We start from the raw sequence: 20,612 nt of genomic DNA on the forward strand, positions 1-20,612 counted from the left end.
TGCTACCCCTTAGTTCTTCCGGAACATTTTCAGCATACGCTGAGTGACGGTGAAACCACCGAAAATATTGATACTGGCGATCAGCACGGCAATAAAGCTCAGGAAGCTTATCCAGCCGCCGTGACCAATCTGCAGCAGCGCACCGACCACGATAATTCCCGAGATGGCGTTCGTGACCGACATCAGCGGGGTATGCAGCGCATGGGAGACGTTCCAGACCACGTAGTAACCCACCACGCAGGCCAGCGCGAACACGGTAAAGTGACCGAGGAACTCCTTCGGTGCCACATCCGCCAGCCAGCCGAAGAGGATAATTACCAGCGCCATCAGGGCGTATTTGCGCCACGGCGAGGCGGGAGCCTTCGGCTCTTCGAGGACAGGGGCAGCTTTCGCGGCCGCCTGCGGCTGGGCTGAAACCTGAATCGGCGGCGCAGGCCAGGTGGTTTCACCGTCACGGATCACCGTCACGCCGCGCACCACCACATCGTCAAAATCAACGGTGACGTTGCCATCTTTCTCTTTGCACAGCAGCTTCAGCAGGTTAACCAGGTTAGTACCGTAGAGCTGGGAGGACTGCGTCGGCAGACGGCCCGGCAGATCGGTATAGCCGATCACCTTCACGCCGTTGGCGGTAGTGAACACCTCGTTGGGCACGGTGTATTCGCAGTTGCCGCCGTTCTGCGCGGCCAGGTCGACAATCACGCTGCCCGGATTCATGGAATCTACCATTTCACGGGTGATCAGCGTCGGAGCCGGTTTGCCTGGGATCAGCGCAGTGGTCACAATGATGTCCACCTCTTTTGCCTGAGCGGCAAACAGCGCCATCTCGGCCTTGATGAACGCCTCAGACATCACCTTGGCGTAGCCGTCCCCGCTGCCCGCTTCCTCTTTGAAATCCAGCTCAAGGAATTCAGCGCCCATACTCTGGACCTGCTCTTTCACTTCCGGGCGGGTATCAAAGGCGCGCACGATGGCACCCAGGCTGTTGGCTGCGCCGATGGCGGCAAGGCCAGCGACGCCTGCGCCAATGACCATCACTTTAGCAGGCGGCACTTTGCCGGCGGCGGTGATCTGGCCGGTAAAGAAGCGGCCGAACTCGTGGGCAGCCTCAACAATGGCACGATAACCGGCAATGTTGGCCATCGAGCTGAGCGCGTCGAGGGACTGGGCGCGGGAGATACGCGGCACGGAGTCCATCGCCATAACAGTGACGTTACGCGCGGCCAGCTTCTCAAGCAGCTGCGGGTTCTGCGCCGGCCAGATAAAGCTCACCAGCGTCGTGCCCGGATTAAGGCGCTCAATTTCATCGTCGCCGGGCGCATTCACCTTGAGGATGATGTCTGATTGCCAGATCGCATTGCCGTCGACAACCTCGGCACCTGCCTCGGTAAAGGCAGCGTCATCGAAGCTTGCCAGCTTGCCTGCGCCGCTTTCGACCGCGACGGTGAAACCCAGTTTTAGCAGCTGCTCGACCGTTTTCGGTGTCGCCGCCACGCGAGTTTCATTGGCCAACCGCTCTTTTGGTATACCAATACGCATAGTTTTCCCTTCCATCGGTTTTGAATGAGGGTTTGTCAGTTTCTTCACAGATATCAAAAATAAAACCGTAACAAACTTTCTATAACCTACTGAAAATAACGCCTGTGATCTACCGCAACAATTAAGAAATGAAGGTTTTATGAGGTAAAATTGAGCCAGCACGGGTATAAACAGCCCAATTTAACTTTTAATAATAGCGAAGGCCCCATATTCCGCTTATACGAGGCGGCAAAACATGATTTATCGCCGAGGCAGATCGCCAATTTAACATGGTATTAACTTAAAAAAGTCATATGCTTAACCGCTTTTACTGGTCAAGCGTCTGTTTTTTCAACATATCGCGTTTTAGTATGTCAGCCTGGCTCCCCGGTAGCACAGGCGGTGAAAAATCTCGCAGACAGTCGCAAGATTAAAATGCAATAATCATCCACGTTTTCAAGACATCTCTAATACCAGTATCTGGTTTGCGCAAGGCGAAGGACTATTTTTATGAAGCTTAAGAACACCCTCCTGGCATCCGCACTCCTGTCGGCAACGGCCTTGTCGGCGCAGGCCGCCACCGAGTTGACGCCGGAGCAAGCGGAAGCGGTAAAACCTTACGACCGTATCGTGGTCACCGGCCGCTTTAACGCTATTGGTGACGCTGTCACCGCCGTCTCCAACCGTGCTGATAAAGTTGGCGCAGATGCCTTCTTCGTCGTCGATACCTCTGATTTAGGCAACAGCGGCAACTGGCGCGTGACGGCCGATCTCTATAAGAAAGACGCTGCCAAAGCAGAGGCATCGCAAAATCGGGTTATTAACGGCGTGACCGAACTGCCTAAAGACGAAGCTATCCAGCTTGAGCCGTTTGATACCGTAACCGTCCAGGGTTTCTACCGCAGCCAGCCTGAAGTAAACAGCGCGATCACCAAAGCGGCGAAAGCCAAAGGCGCGGCCTCGTTCTACATTGTACGCCAGGTTGACGCCAACGACGGTGGTAACCAGCGTATTACCGCCTACATCTATAAAGCCGATGCCAAAAAACGCGTTCTGCAAAGCCCGGATGCTATCCCGGCTGACTCTGAAGCAGGCCGCGCTGCACTGGCGAAAGGCGGTGAAGAGGCGAAGAAAGTGGAGATCCCAGGCGTAGCCACCAGCGCTGCACCGAGTGCGGAAGTGGGCCGCTTCTTTGAAACGCAATCCTCGAAAGGTGGACGTTACACTGTCACCCTGCCGGACGGCACCAAGATCGAAGAGGTGAACAAAATCACGGCAGCGCAGATGGTGCCGTTCGACAGCGTTCAGTTCACCGGTAACTATGGCAACATGACCGAGATCTCTTACCAGGTGGCGAAACGCGCCGCGAAGAAAGGCGCGAAGTATTACCACATTACGCGTCAGTGGCAGGAGCGTGGTAACAACATTACCATCAGCGCCGACCTCTACAGATAATTCTCCAAAAGGCGGCTCCCAGCCGCCTTTTTCACCCATTTCTGCAAATTTCTGCCATACATTATTGCATGCGCATCTTCCACTACGTAAAATCCCGCGCCTTAGTACGATCTACGCTATTTATGCGCTCCGGCGAAATAATTATTCTGGATTTGTCGTTTTTTTAACAGGATGCCAATGGAAAAGAAACTTGGCCTGAGCGCGCTGACTGCGCTTGTTTTAAGTTCAATGCTGGGCGCAGGCGTCTTCAGCCTGCCGCAAAACATGGCGGCCGTCGCCAGTCCCGCTGCGCTCATGATCGGCTGGGCCATTACCGGAGTCGGCATTCTGCTGCTGGCCTTCGCCATGCTGCTGCTCACCCGCCTGCGGCCCGATCTCGACGGCGGCATATTCACCTATGCGCGAGAGGGCTTCGGGGAGCTGATTGGCTTCTGCTCGGCTTGGGGCTATTGGCTCTGCGCGGTGATCGCCAACGTCTCCTATCTGGTGATTGTCTTTTCGGCGCTGAGCTTCTTCACCGATACGCCAGCGCTGCGCCTGTTTGGCGATGGCAATACCTGGCAATCCATCGTCGGCGCCTCCTGCCTGCTGTGGATCGTCCACTGGCTGGTGCTGCGCGGCGTGCAGACAGCGGCGAGCATTAACCTCGCAGCCACGCTGGCGAAGCTGGTTCCACTGGGTCTGTTTGTGGTGCTGGCCGGGCTGGCGTTCAACGCCGACAGGTTCAGCCTCGACTTTACCGGGGTAGAGCTTGGCGTACCGGTGTGGGAGCAGGTAAAAAATACCATGCTCATTACCCTGTGGGTCTTTATCGGCGTTGAAGGTGCGGTGGTGGTATCCGCCAGAGCGCGCAATAAGCAGGACGTCGGCCGGGCGACGCTGATGGCGGTGATCGCCGCCCTGACGGTCTATCTGCTGGTCACCCTGCTGTCGCTGGGGGTGGTGCCTCGTCCGCAGCTGGCGGAGATGCGCAATCCCTCTATGGCCGGACTGATGGTGGATATGATGGGCTCCTGGGGTGAGGTGATCATCGCTGCCGGGCTGATCGTCTCTGTTTGCGGGGCCTACCTCAGCTGGACCATCATGGCGGCCGAGGTGCCTCTGCTGGCGGCCAAGTACAAAGCCTTCCCGCGCATTTTTGCCAAGCAGAATGCGAATAACGCCCCGTCGGCCTCGCTGTGGCTGACCAACGCCAGCGTCCAGATCTGCCTGATTCTGATCTGGCTCACAGGTTCTGACTACAATACACTTTTAACCATCGCCTCCGAGATGATTCTGGTACCCTATTTCCTGGTGGGTGCCTATCTCTTAAAAGTCGCCCAGCGTCCGCTGCATCAGGCTACGGGTATCGGTGCCTGCATCTATGGCCTATGGTTACTTTATGCTTCCGGGCCAATGCATCTGCTGCTGTCGGTGGTACTCTATGCGCCAGGTCTGCTGGTCTTTCTCTATGCACGCCGCACGCATCCGCAGCCCGATCTGTTACAACGTCACGAAAAGGTGTTGATGGGGCTGCTGTTGATCGCGGCGCTTCCGGCAACCTGGATACTGATGGGGCAGTAATGCTGCCCCTACGCTGTAAAACAAGGAGATAACGATGGGAAGAAACGACCCCTGCCCGATTCTGATTACCGGCGGCGGCCGCCGCATTGGCCTTGCCATCGCCCACCATTTTCTTAACCAGCAGCAGCCGGTAATCGTCAGCTATCGCACCTTCTATCCGGCCATTGAGGTGTTACAGGAAGCGGGTGCGGTCTGCATCAAGGCGGATTTTTGTCACGATGAGGGCATCCTCGCTTTTGCCGAGGAGGTTAAATCCCGTACCCACGGGCTGCGGGGCATTATCCACAATGCCGGAGCCTGGGTGCCGGAGAAGCCGGGAGCGCCAATTACCGAGGTGCTCTGTGCGATGATGCAGATCCACGTTCATGCCCCCTATCTGCTGAATCACGCCCTGGAAAGCCTGGTGCGCGGCCACGGTCACGCAGGCGGTGACATCATCCACTTCACCGATTACGTGGTCGAGCGCGGCAGCGACAAGCATATCGCCTATGCGGCCAGTAAGGCGGCGCTGGATAATATGACCCGCTCGTTTGCCCGCAAGCTGGCCCCTGAGGTAAAAGTAAACTCCATCGCCCCGTCGCTGATCCTGTTCAACGAGGGGGATGACGCTGAATATCGGCAGAAGGCGCTCAACAAGTCGCTGATGAAAATCGCCCCCGGCGAGAAAGAGGTGATCGATCTGATCGACTACCTGATGACCAGCCGGTTCGTGACCGGCCGCAACTTTGCTCTCGACGGAGGTCGCCCGCTGCGCTAGTGGAAGCGGCTCCAGCAGAAAATCAACAGCCAGGCGCTGAGGCTCCAGCAGAGAACGGCCGCACCCAGCGCCAGCGGCAGTCGCATAGCGGCGGTGAAATACCAGAGCGACAGCAGGTAGATGAAGTAAGGAATAATTGCCCACATGCCAAACACAATGGTCGTGCGCAGCGCCTCAATGCCGCGCTCGGAGGCGACGATGTAGTGCGCGATCAGGGCGAAGGTAGGAAACAGCGGGATCAGCCCGGCAATGTAGTAATTTTTTGTTTTTGCGAGCACGCCAATCAGCAACACCACCAGCGCGCCAATCGCCGCTTTAACCACTAACCCCATGATTTATCCCTGACTCTTTTCCAGATTAAGCGCCCAGCATAACGGAACCGTTGCCGTTTATGAAAGATTAATGGAAGCTTCCGGCAAGGCGGTGTATGTTGGCGCTTTTGCCCCCGATGATGACCAATGAATAAGATCGTTTTTGTGGAAGACGACCCGGAAGTGGGTGCGCTGATTGCTGCCTACCTTGGCAAGCACGATATCGACGTTATGCTGGAGACGCGTGGCGATCGCGCCGAAGAGACCATCCTGCGTGAAAATCCTGAGCTGGTGCTGCTGGATATCATGCTCCCCGGTAAAGATGGCATGACCCTCTGTCGCGACCTGCGCGGTCAGTGGCAAGGCCCTATTGTGCTACTCACCTCGCTCGACAGCGATATGAACCATATCCTCTCTCTTGAGATGGGGGCCAGCGACTATATTCTGAAAACCACGCCGCCCGCCGTGCTGCTGGCGCGTCTGCGCCTCCACCTGCGTCAGAGCAGCGTGACTGCCCGCCCGGCTGCCACCGCGTCACTTACGCCGCACAACGCGCTGCGTTTTGGCACCTTATCCATCGATCCCGTTAACCGTCAGGTGCTGCTCGCCAACGAGCCGGTCGCCCTCTCCACCGCCGATTTTGACCTGCTGTGGGAGCTGGCAACCCACGCCGGGCAGATCATGGATCGCGACGCGCTGCTGAAAAACCTGCGCGGGGTGAGCTATGACGGGTTAGATCGCAGCGTTGACGTCGCCATCTCGCGCCTGCGCAAAAAGCTGCTGGATAGCGCCACCGAGCCTTACCGGATCAAAACCGTGCGTAACAAAGGCTACCTGTTTGCCCCGCACGCGTGGGATAACTAACGAATGAAGAAGCTTTTCGTCCAGTTCTACCTGCTGCTGTTTGTCTGCTTTCTGGTGATGACCATGCTGGTCGGGCTGGTGTACAAATTTACCGCCGAACGGGCAGGCAGACAGTCGCTGGATGACCTGATGAAAAGCTCCCTCTACCTGATGCGCAGCGAGCTGCGGGAGATCCCACCCCACGAGTGGAGCAAAACCCTGAAGGAGATGGATCTTAATCTCTCTTTCGATATGCGCATCGAGCCGCTGACTAAGTTTCACCTCAGCGCGGCCACCACCCAGCGGCTACGCGAGGGGGACATTGTGGCGCTCGACGAGGAGTATACGTTTATCCAGCGTATTCCCCGCAGCCACTACGTGCTGGCGGTAGGCCCCATCCCCTATCTCTTCTACCTGCACGAGATGCGCCTGTTTGACATCATTCTGATGGTCTTTATTGCTATCTCCCTCGCCTTCCCGGTCTTTATCTGGATGCGACCCCACTGGCAGGAGATGCTGCGGCTGGAGTCTGCCGCCCAGCGTTTTGGTAGCGGGCACCTGAATGAACGGATCCACTTTGCCAGCGGGTCGAGCTTTGAGCGCCTCGGCGTCGCCTTCAACCAGATGGCAGATAATATTAACGCCCTGATTGCCAGCAAGAAGCAGCTTATCGATGGGATTGCCCACGAGCTGCGCACCCCGCTGGTACGCCTGCGCTATCGGCTGGAGATGAGTGATAACCTCACGGAAGCCGAGCGGCTGGCGCTGAACCGCGACATCGGCCAGCTTGAGGCGCTGATCGAGGAGCTGCTCACCTACGCCCGTCTCGATCGTCCGCAAAACGAGCTGCACCTCTCTGAACCGGATCTTCCCCGCTGGGTAGCGAGCTACGTAGATGATGTGACAAGCATCAACCCTGCCCGCACCCTGACGCTGACGGCTACTTCCGAGGCAGACTACGGCGCGCTGGATATGCGGTTGATGGAGCGCGTGCTTGATAACCTGGTAAATAATGCCCTGCGCTACAGCGAAAGCACCGTGCAGATTGCTCTCCGGCATGACGGCGCACGGGCCAGCCTGATCGTTGAAGATGATGGCCCAGGCATTGAGCCCGAGGCACGGGAACGCATATTTGAGCCTTTTGTCCGGCTCGACCCTAGCCGGGATCGGGCCACCGGCGGCTGCGGTCTGGGATTGGCGATTGTACGCTCTATCGCCCAGGCCATGGGCGGAGAGGTGGTTTGTGATGCCGGTGAGTTGGGCGGAGCACGCTTTACCTTTAGCTGGCCGGTCTATCATCTGGTCTCTTTACCCGCCGACATCACCGCGCTATAACGTCTGCACTGACCGTAGGTCGGGTAAGCGAAGCGCCACCCGACTTGACCGAGTGATAACGCCGGATGGCGGCTGCGCCTTATCCGGCCTACAAGACCTTTCAGCACCGTAGCCTGAATTGTAGAGTTATGCTAAAATAATAGCATGTTGTAACTAATGAGGTTCCTATGGCCAGCTACGATCTGATCGAGCGTTTAACCACTACTTTCCGCCAAATTGAGCGTGAGCTTGCGGAGCTAAAGAGCGAACTGAGCGCGTGTCGGCTCATGGCCGGGCGGGTGTTTGAGCTACCGGAAGTCACCAAAGAGGCCGAACACGAGCCGCTGACCACGATTCAGGTCAAGCAGCACGTGGGCAAGCGCGCCGCCGAGCGCGCCCTGCACCACTTCTCGCATCTCTTTATTCAGCAGCAGTCGGAGAACCGCAGCAGCAAAGCGGCCGTGCGCCTGCCGGGAGTGATCTGCTTCCAGACCACGCTGGCGACACGCGACAGCCTGGAGGCACGCATCGGGCAGATTAACAGCCTGAAAACAGCCTTCGAGCAAATCGTTACCGTCGAGTCCGGTTTGCCCTCTGCGGCCCGCTTTGACTGGGTACACCATCATCTGCCGGGGCTGATCACTCTCAATGCCTATCGAACGCTAACTGTCCTGCGCGATCCGGCGACGCTGCGCTTTGGCTGGGCGAATAAGCATATCATCAAGAATTTCACCCGTGATGAGGTGCTGGCCCAGCTGGAGAAGAGCTTAAAAGCGCCGCGGGCGGTAGGCGGCTGGACGCGGGAGCAGTGGCAGGCCCGGCTGGAGCAGGAGTACAACGATATAGCCGCCCTGCCGCAGAAGGCCCGGCTGAAGATCAAGCGACCGGTGAAGGTCCAACCCATTGCCCGAGTCTGGTACGCCGGTTCGCAAAAGCAGGTGCAGCACGCCTGCCCGACCCCCATCATTGCATTGATCGCCGAGGAGAACGGTGGTCGAGTGCCGGACATCGGCGAGCTGCTGAACTACGATGCCGACAACGTTCAGCACCGCTATAAACCTGAGGCGCAGCCGCTGACGTTAATCATTCCCCGGCTGCACCTCTACGTTGCAAACTAACCCTGGCGAACTAGCTGCCGGATGGCATGCTGCCCACCATGGTTTCTGGACGCACCCAGGTATCAAACTGCTCCTCGGTCAGGTAGCCCAGCGCCAGCGCCGAGGCCTTCAGGGTCAGGCCCTCTTTGTGCGCTTTTTTGGCAATTTCGGCAGCCTTGTCGTAGCCAATGTGCGTATTCAGGGCCGTTACCAGCATCAACGACTCGTTGAGAAGCTGATCGATACGCGCCCTGTTTGGTTCAATGCCGATGGCGCAGTGCTCATTGAAGCTCTCCATCCCGTCGGCCAGCAACCGCACCGATTGCAGGAAGTTATGGATAACCATCGGGCGGAAAACGTTTAGCTCAAAGTTACCCGACGCGCCGCCCATGTTGATTGCCACGTCGTTACCCATCACCTGACAGCAGAGCATGGTCAGCGCCTCGCACTGGGTTGGGTTGACCTTACCCGGCATGATGGAGCTGCCCGGCTCGTTTTCCGGGATAGAAATTTCACCGATGCCGCAGCGTGGGCCCGAGGCCAGCCAGCGGACGTCGTTAGCGATCTTCATCAGCGAGGCCGCCAGGCCTTTCAGCGCGCCATGGGCATGCACCAGCGCATCGCAGGTTGCCAGCGCCTCGAACTTGTTCGGTGCGGTGATAAACCCCTGCCCGGTGATGGCCGCCAGCTCGTCGGCCACGCGGCGGGCATATTCCGGATGGGTATTCAGCCCGGTCCCTACCGCCGTGCCACCGAGCGCCAGCTCCGACAGGTGCGGCAGGCTATTTTCGATATGCTTAAGATTATGCTCCAGCATCGCCACCCAGCCGGAGATCTCCTGACCCAGCGTCAGCGGCGTCGCATCCTGCAGATGGGTACGGCCAATTTTAACGATATCGGCATAGGCGCGGGATTTTTCCGCCAGGGTGCGGGTCAGCTCCAGCAGCGAGGGGATCAGATCTTCGCGCACGGCAATAACCGAGGCCACGTGCATGGCGGTAGGAAAGACGTCGTTTGAGCTTTGGCTTTTGTTAACGTCGTCGTTGGGGTGCACCTTACGCGCCATCCCACGCTCGCCGCCCAGCAGCTCACTGGCACGGTTCGCCAGCACCTCGTTCATGTTCATGTTGCTTTGGGTGCCGGAGCCGGTCTGCCAGATCGCCAGCGGAAACTGATCCGGATGGTCACCGTTCAGCACTTCATCCGCTACGCTGATAATGGCCTGTGCCTTCTCGACGGCCAGCAGGCCCAGATCCTGGTTTACCTTTGCTGCCGCCCGCTTGGTTAAGGCCAGCGCCCGGAGTAGCGAGACCGGCATTTTCTCGGTCGAGATGCGAAAATGCTCAAGCGATCGCTGGGTTTGCGCGCCCCATAGCTTGTCTGCCGGGACGTCGATTGCGCCCATCGAATCTTTCTCACTGCGATGCGAAGTCATACACGCTCCTTGAATAGTTGTGATGTGGGTAACAACATGCTCACTTGCCCAAAGAGTTATTAGTATTGATGATTTTCAGCCGTCAGCAGCAAAAAAAACCGCCCTTTCGGGCGGTCTTGTTTACTTCACGCAGCGGGCACAGGCCGAGGCATGGATCTGCTGGAAGAAGTCGTTGCCCTTATCATCCACCAGGATGAATGCCGGGAAATCGACCACCTCAATCTTCCAGATGGCTTCCATACCCAGCTCCGGGTACTCGATGCACTCCAGGCTGCGGATGCTGCCCTGGGCCAGTACTGCCGCCGGGCCGCCAATGCTGCCGAGATAGAAACCGCCGTGCTTATGGCAGGCGTCGGTCACCTGCTGGCTGCGGTTGCCCTTCGCCAGCATGATCATACTTCCGCCCTCGGCCTGGAGCTGATCGACGTAAGAGTCCATTCGCCCTGCCGTGGTTGGGCCGAGTGAGCCAGAGGCGTAACCGTCTGGCGTTTTCGCCGGGCCGGCGTAGTAGATCGGGTGATCTTTGACGTACTGCGGCAGGCCTTCGCCACGATCCATCCGCTCTTTCAGCTTGGCGTGGGCGATGTCGCGGGCCACGATGATGGTGCCACTCAGCGACAGCCGGGTCGATACCGGATACTGAGAGAGCTGCTGCAGGATGTCACGCATCGGACGGTTAAGATCGACGCGCACCGCTTCTCCCTCGCCCGCCTGGCGCAGCGATTCCGGAATGTATTTCCCCGGATTCTGCTCCAGCTTCTCGATCCAGATCCCGTCGCGGTTGATTTTGGCTTTGATATTGCGGTCCGCCGAGCAGGAGACGCCCATCCCCACCGGGCAGGATGCGCCGTGGCGCGGCAGGCGGATCACCCGTACGTCGTGGGCAAAGTATTTGCCGCCGAACTGAGCTCCGAGACCGAGATCCTGCGCGGCACGCAGCAGCTCGTTCTCCAGCGCCACGTCGCGAAACGCCTGGCCGTGCTCGTTGCCTTCCGTAGGCAGCCCGTCGTAATACTTGGTTGAGGCAAGCTTCACCGTCTTCAGGGTCGCCTCGGCCGAGGTGCCACCGATCACGAAAGCAATATGGTAAGGCGGGCATGCCGCCGTCCCCAGGGTGCGCATCTTATCGACCAGGTAATCCTTCAGCTTGCCCGGCGTCAGCAGCGCCTTGGTCTCCTGATAGAGATAGGTCTTATTGGCCGAGCCACCGCCCTTAGCGATGCAGAGAAATTTATACTCGTCACCATCAACGCTGTAGAGATCGATCTGCGCCGGCAGGTTGGTGCCGGTGTTGACCTCGCGATACATATCCAGCGCCGCGTTCTGCGAGTAGCGCAGGTTATCTTCGATATAGGTGTTATACACTCCGCGTGCCAGAGCAGCTTCATCACCGCCGCCGGTCCAGACCCGCTGGCCCTTCTTGCCGCTGATGATGGCCGTACCGGTATCCTGGCAGGTCGGGAGGATCCCCTTTGCCGCGATGTCGGAGTTGCGTAAAAATTGCAGCGCCACGTAGCGATCGTTCTCGCTGGCCTCCGGGTCGGCGAGGATGTCCGCCACCTGCTGCTGGTGCGCTGGGCGCAGCATAAACGAGGCGTCGTGGAAGGCCTGCTGCGCCAGCAGGGTCAGCGCCTGCGGTTCAACCTTGAGGATTTCGTGGCCTTCAAATTCCGTTACGGAGACGTGGTCTCGGGTAAGGAGATAGTATTCGGTATCATCCTTTTTGAGGGGAAAAGGATCCTGATAGTGAAAAGGTTTTGTCGACATTTTGCTCTCACTTACTGCGCGGTCTGGTTATGGTCTGGGCAAACGTTCCGTTGCCCTGCTTAAAAGCGAGTCTGCATATCCTACACAATTTTTTAACAAAAACTGAGATAAGGACGACTTTTTGAGTTTAGTGATTACTTACCATGGGTTTATTGGTTTAATACACGCAGATCATTCAACACAGTGCAGGGCTTGATAATGCAAAAACTCATTAACTCAGTGCAGAACTATGCCTGGGGAAGTAAAACTGCGTTAACGGAACTCTATGGGATCGCCAACCCCAACGGTCTGCCGATGGCAGAGCTGTGGATGGGCGCGCATCCGAAGAGCAGCTCAAAAATCGAGAACGCGTCTGGTCAGCCGCAGTCGCTGCGAGAGGTGATTGACCAGGATAAAACGGCGCTTTTAGGCCAGGCGGTCGCAGAGCGCTTTGGCGAGCTGCCGTTCCTGTTTAAGGTGCTGTGCGCCGACCAGCCCCTCTCTATTCAGGTTCACCCTAATAAGCAAGCCTCGGAGATCGGCTTTGCCAAAGAGAACGCGGCAGGTATTCCCCTGGATGCGGCCGAGCGCAACTATAAAGATCCTAACCATAAACCCGAGCTGGTATTTGCCCTGACGCCGTTCCTGGCGATGAACGCTTTTCGCGAATTCAGCGATATCATCTCCCTGCTCCAGCCGGTCGCAGGTGCGCATCAGGCTATCGCCCACTTCCTGGCGCAGCCGGATGCCGACAGCTTAAGCCAGCTCTTTGCCAGCCTGCTCAATATGCAGGGCGAGGAGAAATCACACGCTCTGGCAGTGCTGAAGGCCACGCTGGCAAGCCAGAAGGGCGAGCCGTGGGAGACCATCCGCTTTATCTCTGAGTTCTACCCGGACGACAGCGGTCTCTTCTCCCCTCTGCTGCTTAACGTGGTTAAGCTCAACCCAGGCGAAGCGATGTTCCTGTTCGCTGAGACCCCGCATGCCTACCTGAAAGGCGTGGCGCTGGAGGTGATGGCTAACTCCGATAACGTCCTGCGCGCGGGCCTGACGCCAAAATACATTGATATCCCTGAACTGGTGGCCAACGTGAAGTTTGTGCCGAAGCCAGCGGCAGAGTTGCTTACTGCGCCAGAACAGCGCGGTGCCGAGCTGGACTTCCCTATTCCGGTCGCCGACTTTGCTTTCTCCCTGCATGACCTCTCCACTACGGCGTCAACGCTTGCGCAGTCGAGCGCGGCGATCCTCTTCTGCGTTGAGGGCGAGGCGGTGCTGAGCAAAGGCGAACAGCAGCTGGTGCTTAAGCCGGGCGAATCCGCCTTTGTCAGCGCTGAGGAATCCCCTATTGAGGCGAGCGGCATTGGCCGCCTGGCTCGGGTGTACAATAAAGTGAACTAAGTACTGACCTTTTTGCACCTTATTGCTAAGCTTAGCAAGACCTTACGACTCTCCAGGCGGCCTCTTCCGCCTGGTTTCATTTTTAGGGATAATCGCTATGAAGAAAACGCTTGTCGCTGCGGGCATTATTGTTGCACTGGGCGTCGTCTGGACGGGAACCGCCTGGTACACGGGTAAACAGCTGGAAAAACACCTTGCCGACATGGTTGCACAGGCTAACGCCGAGCTTAAGCGCAGCGCGCCGGGCGCAAACCTGGAGGTGTCCTCGCAGAACTACGAGCGTGGCATCTTTAAAAGCCATCTCCAGCTGCTGGTCAAACCGGTCGCAGGTGGCGAGAACGCCTGGCTGAAGCCTGGACAGAGCGTGGTGCTGAACGAGACGGTGGATCACGGTCCGTTCCCGTTTGCACAGCTTAAATCGTTTAATCTGATCCCGGCCATGGCATCGGTGAAAACCACCCTGGTGAATAACGATGTCTCTAAGCCGCTGTTCGATATGGCTAAAGGCGAGTCGCCGGTAGAGGTGAATACCCGCATCGGCTACGGCGGTGATACCGGCTCCCATATCGCGTTTAAGCCGTTAAGCTATGAGAACGAAGGTGAAAAAGTTGCCTTCAGCGGCGGTGAATTCCAGCTTGATGCCGATAAAGACGGCAACGCTATCTCCCTTAAGGGCGAGGCGCAGAGCGGCCTGGTTAATACCGTTAACGAGTATGGTCAGCATGTGCAGGTCACCTTCAACAACCTGAAAACCGACGGCGACAGCAAGCGCGCGCAGTTTGATGAGCACCTGGGCAACCAGAAGCTGAGCGTTGAGAAGCTGGCCGTTGCCGTAGAAAACAAAGAGATCGCAGTGATGGAAGGCACTGAGCTGAACGTCAAAAACGATCTCGTCAACGACGGCAAAAACATCAACAGCCAGATCGACTACTCGGTTAACAGCCTGAAGATCCAGAGCCAGGATATGGGTAGCGGCAAGCTGACCATGAAGATTGGCCAGATTGACGGTCAGGCATGGCACCAGTTCCGCCAGCAGTACAATGCGCAAAACCAGGCCCTGCTCTCTCAGCCTGAAGTGATGAAAGATCCGGCCATCTACCAGCAAAAATCCACCGAGGCGTTCTTTGGCGCCCTGCCGATGCTGTTAAAAGGTGAGCCGGTGATCACCGTTGCCCCGCTGAGCTGGAAAAACAGCAAAGGCGAGACCACGTTTAACCTGTCGCTGTTCATGAAAGATCCTGCTGCTACCCCTGCCGCCCCTGCACCGCAGACCCTGGCGCAGGAGGTGGATCGCAGCGTGAAGTCGCTGGAGAGCAAGCTGACCATTCCAATGGATATGGCCACCGAGTTTATGACTCAGATCGCTAAGCTACAGGGCTACCAGCAGGCAGATGCCGAAAAACTGGCGAACCAGCAGGTGAAAGGCCTGGCGGCGATGGGCCAGATGTTCCGCATCACCACGGTAGCGGATAACGCCATCAGCACCAGCCTGCAGTACGCTAACGGTCAGATCGTCCTGAACGGGCAGAAGATGAGCCTTGATGAGTTTGTCGGCATGTTTGGTATGCCTGAGCTGGGTATGCCTCAGGCGGCACCTGCGCCTGCGCCGGTCCCTGCTCCTGCTCCGCAGGCAGTACCAGAAGCTGCCCCGGCTCCTGCTCCGCAGGCAGCACCGGAAGCGGCTCCAGTCCCTGCTCCGCAGGCGGCTCCGGAAGCGGCTCCCGCTCCTGCTCCGCAGGCGGCTCCGGAAGCTACGCCACCGGCAGCTGTGCCTCAGCAGTAATCCACAAGCCCCTCTCCGGAGGGGCTATTTTTTGACAATGAGTCGGGCCTTGAGGGTCTGGCTGCGAGCAAGACTGTCCTCCTTCGCAATACGCTGCATGATCCGTTCCGCCAGGGTATATCCCATCTCCCGTGCAGGCGTTGTCACCCAGATAATCGGCAGTTCATCCAGCGCGCTCTCCGCGACGTCCGCAAAGGCGGCCAGCGTCACCTGCTGCTCAAAGTAGCTGTCCATCCCTGCCTCACCGCTCTGACGTCCCGCACGCATTAAGCCGAACCAGGCCCCCCGAGCAATAACGTCGTTGTAACAGACCACCGCGCTGATGGTGGGATTATGCCGTAGCAGCGCAGCGACCGCTTCAGCGCTCTGCTTCTGGCTGGTGTCGCACTCCACGACCCATTCACTGTGAAAGGGTAAGCCATATTTCAGCAGGGTGGCGCAGTAGCCGCCTACTCTCTCGGCCCGCGTTAGCGAGGCGCTGTTGCCCCCCAGCCAGGCAATACGCTGATGACCGCGCTGAATCAGATACTCGGTGAGCATCTGGGCCGCCTGCATGTTATCCGGCCTGACGCAGTCAGCATCATCCAGATAGCTGGCGCGAGAGGCAAACACCAGCGGAATGCCCTGCTCTGCGGCGCACGCCTGCAGCTCGCCACTGACCCCCGCGCCTCCGGCGATGACGACGCCGTCCACCCCCTGTGCTAGCAGGGTGTTAAAGCGCTGGAGGAGCTGGTCGCCGCCGTCGCCACCGTGCAGGAGAAACACCATCCGTCCCTGGGCTTCAAGCGCCTCCGTCAGCCCTGCCGTCAGTTCGGCATAAAACGGTGAAGAGAGGTTGCGTACGATCAGGCCAATCACGCCGCTCTGCCCGCCGCGCAGGGCGGAAGCCTGGCGGTTACGGACAAAGCCCAGTCGCTCGATAGTTTGGTTCACGCGCTCGCCGGTGGCCGTAGAGATACGGCCCTTGCCGCTGAGCACCAGCGAAACGGTGCTAACGGAAACCCCGGCCGCGACGGCCACATCGTTAATGGTTATTTTTTTTGGCGTCATCATAAAAAAGCAAATCCCTGGTACTGGCTTAGATAAAACGATTTATCTATAGGACATATTTATACACTGAGTTATCGCTCAGCATTGTGATTTGTAGCGCATAAAATTTAGGTAAAACGTTTTATCTTTCTCGCACAACAACCTCATCTGCATCTCTTTTCGACAAGGAGTCGTTTATGACGACGAAAACCGTACAGAAAATTACGCTGTGGGAATTTTTCCAGCAGTTGGGCAAAACCTTCATGCTGCCCGTCGCGTTACTCTCCTTTTGCGGGATCATGTTAGGCATCGGCAGCTCGCTAAGCAGCCGTGACGTCATGACCCTGATCCCTGTTCTGGGCAATCCGGTGTTGCAGGCTATCTTCATCTGGATGAGTAAAATCGGCTCCTTCGCCTTTAGTTTCCTGCCGGTGATGTTCTGCATCGCCATTCCGCTAGGGCTGGCGCGTGAGAATAAAGGCATCGCTGCCTTTGCCGGTTTTGTCGGCTATGCGGTGATGAACCTGGCCGTTAACTTCTGGCTGACGGCAAAAGGTATTCTGCCCACCACCGATGCGGCGCTGCTGAAGGCCTACAACATTCAGAACGTGCTGGGGATCCAGTCCATTGATACCGGGATCCTCGGCGCGGTGATTGCCGGGGTGATTGTCTGGCTGCTGCATGAACGTTTTCACACCATCAGGCTACCCGACGCGCTCGCCTTTTTTGGCGGCACCCGCTTCGTTCCGATTATTACCACCGTGGCGATGGGACTGGTTGGCCTGGTGATCCCACTCATCTGGCCCGTCTTCGCCATGGGGATCCGTGGCCTGGGCCAGATCATTAACAGCGCGGGTGATTTTGGGCCGATGATCTTCGGTACCGGCGAGCGTCTGCTGCTGCCGTTTGGCTTACAGCATATTCTGGTTGCCCTGATCCGTTTCACCGACGCAGGCGGCACCCAGGAGGTCTGCGGTCATACCGTCAGCGGCGCGCTGACCATCTTCCAGGCCCAGCTGAGCTGCCCGACCACCCACGGCTTTTCTGAAAGCGCCACGCGCTTCCTCTCTCAGGGAAAAATGCCTGCCTTCCTGGGCGGCCTGCCTGGCGCGGCGCTGGCAATGTACCACTGCGCCCGCCCGGAGAACCGTCATAAAATTAAGGGCCTGTTGATTTCCGGCCTGATTGCCTGCGTTGTTGGCGGCACCACGGAACCGTTAGAGTTCCTGTTCCTGTTCGTCGCCCCGGTGCTCTACCTGATTCACGCCCTGCTCACCGGCCTCGGCTTTACGGTGATGGCCGTACTTGGCGTCACCATCGGCAACACCGACGGCAACGTGATTGATTTTGTGGTATTCGGCATGCTGCACGGTCTGGCCACCAAGTGGTATCTTGTGCCGGTGGTTGCCGCCGTCTGGTTTGCGGTGTACTACATCATCTTCCGCTTCGCTATCCTGCATTTTAATTTGAAAACGCCGGGCCGGGATATCGAAACGGCCACCACCGTGGAGAAGACAATGGCAGGCGCGCTGGGACGCTCCGGCTATAACGTTCCGGCCATCCTCGCCGCGCTGGGCGGAAGTGAAAATATTGTCAGCCTTGATAACTGCATCACCCGTCTGCGGCTGTCCGTTAATGATATGTCGCGGGTGAATGTGCAGGCGCTTAAGGACAATCGCGCCATTGGCGTGGTCCAGCTCAACCAGCACAACTTACAGGTGGTGATTGGGCCGCAGGTCCAGTCGGTAAAAGATGAGATGGAAGCCCTGATGAACTCGGTGCAGGCATAAAGGATAAGGCTATGTTTGATTTTTCAACGGCGATCGATCGGCATGGAACATGGTGTACGCAGTGGGATTACGTGGCCGATCGCTTTGGCGTGGCTGACCTGCTGCCCTTCACTATTTCAGATATGGATTTTGCGACCGCCCCCTGCATTCTTGACGCCATCCAGCAGCGGCTGGCGCACGGCGTGCTGGGCTACAGCCGCTGGAAGAATGAGGATTTCCTTGGGGCGGTGTGCCACTGGTATGGGACCCGCTTTGCCACTGAGATCGATCCCGAGACCCTCGTCTACGGGCCGTCGGTGATCTACATGGCCTCGGAGCTGATCCGCCAGTGGTCCGCGCCGGGAGACGCGGTCGCCATCCACACTCCGGCCTACGATGCGTTTTACAAAGCCATTGAGGGAAACCAGCGTCGCGTCCTAAGCGTGCCGCTGGAAAAAACTGCTACCGGCTGGGTAAGCGATTTAGCGGCCCTGGAGGCCGTGCTCTCCCTGCCGGAGACGAAAATCCTGCTGCTGTGCAGCCCGCATAATCCGACGGGTAAAGTGTGGACGCGTGAAGAGCTGGAGGCGATGGCTATGCTCTGCGAGCGTCATGGCGTCCGGGTGATTAGTGACGAGATCCATATGGATATGGTATGGGGCGAGAAGACGCACACGCCCTGGTGTCAGGTGGGACGAGGCGAGTGGGCGCTGCTCACCTCCGGGTCGAAAAGCTTCAATATTCCGGCCCTCACCGGGGCGTACGGCATTATCAGCGACGCGCGACGCCGTGACGACTACCTCGCTGCGCTCAAGGGCCGGGACGGACTCTCCTCCCCGGCGGTGCTTTCGCTCTGCGCACATATTGCCGCCTACCGGGAAGGTGCCCCCTGGCTGGAAGCGCTTCGCACCTACCTGCAGGATAATATGGCGGCCATCGCCAGCCAGCTGAATCAGGCGTTTCCCCAGCTTAATTGGCAGCCACCCGAGGCAAGCTATCTGGCGTGGATTGACCTGCGCCCGCTTAATCTCGACGATCGTGCGTTGCAGGATGTCCTTATCCACCAGCAGAAAGTGGCGATTATGCCGGGGTACACCTATGGTCCCGAAGGGAACGGGTTTGTCCGGCTGAATGCGGGCTGCCCAAGGGCGAAGCTGGATGAAGGGCTGGGCAGATTGATTGCAGGGGTCAATGCCTTGCTATAACTTTTGCTGCGCAAGGCAAAGTGGCGGAAGACCTTACCACCAGCTTGCCTTGCGCAAATGAATTACATACTGAGCCTCGCTGTTTCAGCGTTGTTATGCCATCAGCGCTGATTAAAACATGGTCCAGAGCAAGGCAGATAGCGTCGCCAGCCCGCCCAGAATGACCAGCCATACCGTCACGCCGCGAAGCTGCGCCAGCACGGGGCGGGTGTATATGAGGTAAGCGGGGATAAGGAACAGGATCACCGCAATCAGAGGTCCACAGAACGTTTCAATCAGGTTGAGCACATCTGGATCCGCGTAAACGATACCAAAGGTCAGCAGGAATAGCGCCAGAGAGGCCATGCGCTTGCTGATGCTCGCCTTTTTACCGGACACGCTGGCGGCCAACTGGCCGAAGGTCTCTGCGACCGACAGACCCACGCCCAGGAAGGATTTCGTCATACCGATGATAGCGATGAGCGGGGCAACATGGTACATCAGGTTGAAATCACCGTTCCCCTTCATCACTGACAGCACATTCAAGTTCTCCGCCTTCGCCCGCAAAAAGCTGTCATGCGGGATACTCAGCACGCAACTCAGCACGAAAAAGATGATACTGGTGAAGATGGCTATATAGGCGATGCGGATCACGAATAACGCCTTGCTTTCACCCTCCGATTTCTTTTCCCTGTAGCTGGCGCTCAGCGGGGACACCATAGGCGCGCAGCAAAACGAGAAGGTAATGAGCGGCAGTGTCAGCCAGATATTTTTCAGCGTCACCGGCAGCGGCGTGGCTTTCATATCAGCGGCCGCGCCGGTCAGGTTTGACAGATGCCAGTGCGGGATGAGCGATACGGCGATCAGCAGCACAGATGCAGCGAATGGCAGCGCCAGCGCACTCATGATGGCCACGACTCTGTCTCGCCCCTTGCTCAGCACCACATACAGGGCAGCGACCACGATAAACGACAACGGCCCACGGTTGATGGCGGTAATGTGCAGATGTTCAACCAGGAAATTATCAAGCGCATTAATCAGCGCGACCCCGTAAACCAGGGTTACCGGGAAGAATGTCACGCAGTAGAATAGCGTGATCAGTTTTGCACCACGACCGCTGAAGAAAGAGCCAAAGATCGGCAGCGTGCCTTTTTCGGTCTGCTCCTCGCGCATGTACACACGGCACAGGAGCAAATGCGGCATCAGGGATAACGGCAGGCCCAGCAGGAGCATTACCAGGAAGATCACCGGGCCGCGCGTGCCGATTTCCACGGGCAGGAACAGCGTTCCCGCCCCGACCGCTGTGCCATACAGGCCCAGCGTCCAAAGGTTGTCCTGCCAGTGCCAGCGACGGTGTGGTGTAATGTTGTCTGGGATAGTTGTGACTTTATTCATCATGTTTTACCGCGT

16 protein-coding genes are annotated in these 20,612 nt (G+C 57.8%); 10 read left to right on the top strand and 6 right to left on the bottom strand.

The genetic code is table 11. The features are described 5' to 3' along the window. Positions 1-9: 9 nt before the first annotated feature. Entirely contained in the window at positions 10-1,539 is a 1,530-nt protein-coding gene (pntA, locus tag EV102420_RS16125) for a Re/Si-specific NAD(P)(+) transhydrogenase subunit alpha (protein WP_042393668.1), read from the bottom strand. A 489-nt stretch (positions 1,540-2,028) separates the two neighbouring features. Here pntA and ydgH point away from each other — a divergent pair, with 489 nt between their 5' ends. From ydgH to folM, 3 genes are all read left to right on the top strand, one after another. Then, positions 2,029-2,973 (top strand): DUF1471 family protein YdgH, encoded by a 945-nt coding sequence (ydgH, locus tag EV102420_RS16130; RefSeq protein ID WP_042393671.1) that lies wholly within the window; start codon positions 2,029-2,031, stop codon positions 2,971-2,973. A gap of 177 nt (positions 2,974-3,150) precedes the next feature. Then, on the top strand, positions 3,151-4,536 hold the full coding sequence (locus EV102420_RS16135; RefSeq protein ID WP_042393674.1) for an amino acid permease: 1,386 nt from the start codon (positions 3,151-3,153) through the stop codon (positions 4,534-4,536). A gap of 34 nt (positions 4,537-4,570) precedes the next feature. Continuing rightward, entirely contained in the window at positions 4,571-5,293 is a 723-nt protein-coding gene (gene folM, locus EV102420_RS16140; RefSeq protein WP_042393678.1) for a dihydromonapterin reductase, read from the top strand. Here the strand turns inward: folM and EV102420_RS16145 are convergent. Continuing rightward, complete coding sequence (locus EV102420_RS16145; RefSeq protein WP_042393680.1) at positions 5,290-5,625, bottom strand: GlpM family protein; 336 nt, start codon at positions 5,623-5,625, stop codon at positions 5,290-5,292. The two genes, folM and EV102420_RS16145, sit on opposite strands and share 4 nt — an antisense overlap. 126 nt (positions 5,626-5,751) lie before the next feature. Between EV102420_RS16145 and rstA the strand changes: the two genes are divergently transcribed. The 3 genes from rstA (at position 5,752) to tus (ending at position 8,879) form a co-directional block, all read left to right on the top strand. Further along, positions 5,752-6,468: a two-component system response regulator RstA gene (gene rstA / locus EV102420_RS16150; RefSeq protein WP_042393683.1), complete on the top strand. Its 717-nt coding sequence runs from the start codon at positions 5,752-5,754 to the stop codon at positions 6,466-6,468. 3 nt (positions 6,469-6,471) lie between these two features. Continuing rightward, positions 6,472-7,782: a two-component system sensor histidine kinase RstB gene (gene rstB, locus EV102420_RS16155; RefSeq protein WP_042393685.1), complete on the top strand. Its 1,311-nt coding sequence runs from the start codon at positions 6,472-6,474 to the stop codon at positions 7,780-7,782. A 167-nt stretch (positions 7,783-7,949) separates the two neighbouring features. Continuing rightward, the gene (gene tus / locus EV102420_RS16160) at positions 7,950-8,879 is read left to right on the top strand and encodes a DNA replication terminus site-binding protein (RefSeq protein WP_042393688.1); all 930 of its coding nucleotides are present in this window, start codon (positions 7,950-7,952) and stop codon (positions 8,877-8,879) included. A 10-nt stretch (positions 8,880-8,889) separates the two neighbouring features. Here tus and fumC read toward each other — a convergent pair whose 3' ends face one another. Next, positions 8,890-10,293, bottom strand: coding sequence for a class II fumarate hydratase (gene fumC / locus EV102420_RS16165; RefSeq protein ID WP_042393691.1), 1,404 nt, complete (start codon positions 10,291-10,293; stop codon positions 8,890-8,892). Between the two features lie 120 nt (positions 10,294-10,413). Beyond that, a complete protein-coding gene (gene fumA, locus EV102420_RS16170; protein WP_042393694.1) occupies positions 10,414-12,060 on the bottom strand; it encodes a class I fumarate hydratase FumA in 1,647 nt (548 codons plus the stop codon). A gap of 198 nt (positions 12,061-12,258) precedes the next feature. Here fumA and manA point away from each other — a divergent pair, with 198 nt between their 5' ends. Together manA and EV102420_RS16180 are read left to right on the top strand one after the other, a co-directional pair. After that, positions 12,259-13,437 carry a mannose-6-phosphate isomerase gene (manA, locus tag EV102420_RS16175; RefSeq protein WP_042393696.1) on the top strand — a complete coding sequence of 393 codons (1,179 nt, stop codon included), beginning with the start codon at positions 12,259-12,261 and terminating at the stop codon, positions 13,435-13,437. A gap of 97 nt (positions 13,438-13,534) precedes the next feature. Further along, positions 13,535-15,220 carry a YdgA family protein gene (locus tag EV102420_RS16180; RefSeq protein WP_077776549.1) on the top strand — a complete coding sequence of 562 codons (1,686 nt, stop codon included), beginning with the start codon at positions 13,535-13,537 and terminating at the stop codon, positions 15,218-15,220. Positions 15,221-15,244: 24 nt separating this feature from the next. On the opposite strand, the gene EV102420_RS16185 is transcribed toward EV102420_RS16180, so the two are convergent. Next, complete coding sequence (locus tag EV102420_RS16185; RefSeq protein WP_042393699.1) at positions 15,245-16,273, bottom strand: Mal regulon transcriptional regulator MalI; 1,029 nt, start codon at positions 16,271-16,273, stop codon at positions 15,245-15,247. A gap of 173 nt (positions 16,274-16,446) precedes the next feature. Between EV102420_RS16185 and malX the strand changes: the two genes are divergently transcribed. Together malX and EV102420_RS16195 are read left to right on the top strand one after the other, a co-directional pair. Next, entirely contained in the window at positions 16,447-18,039 is a 1,593-nt protein-coding gene (gene malX, locus EV102420_RS16190; RefSeq protein WP_042393702.1) for a maltose/glucose-specific PTS transporter subunit IIBC, read from the top strand. An 11-nt stretch (positions 18,040-18,050) separates the two neighbouring features. After that, positions 18,051-19,223 carry a MalY/PatB family protein gene (locus EV102420_RS16195; protein ID WP_042393705.1) on the top strand — a complete coding sequence of 391 codons (1,173 nt, stop codon included), beginning with the start codon at positions 18,051-18,053 and terminating at the stop codon, positions 19,221-19,223. A gap of 111 nt (positions 19,224-19,334) precedes the next feature. Here EV102420_RS16195 and EV102420_RS16200 read toward each other — a convergent pair whose 3' ends face one another. Then, on the bottom strand, positions 19,335-20,597 hold the full coding sequence (locus EV102420_RS16200; protein ID WP_077776550.1) for an amino acid permease: 1,263 nt from the start codon (positions 20,595-20,597) through the stop codon (positions 19,335-19,337). Between the last annotated feature and the right edge of the window lie 15 nt (positions 20,598-20,612).

The organism is Pseudescherichia vulneris NBRC 102420, assembly GCF_000759795.1.
Taxonomy (GTDB): Bacteria; Pseudomonadota; Gammaproteobacteria; order Enterobacterales; family Enterobacteriaceae; genus Pseudescherichia; species Pseudescherichia vulneris.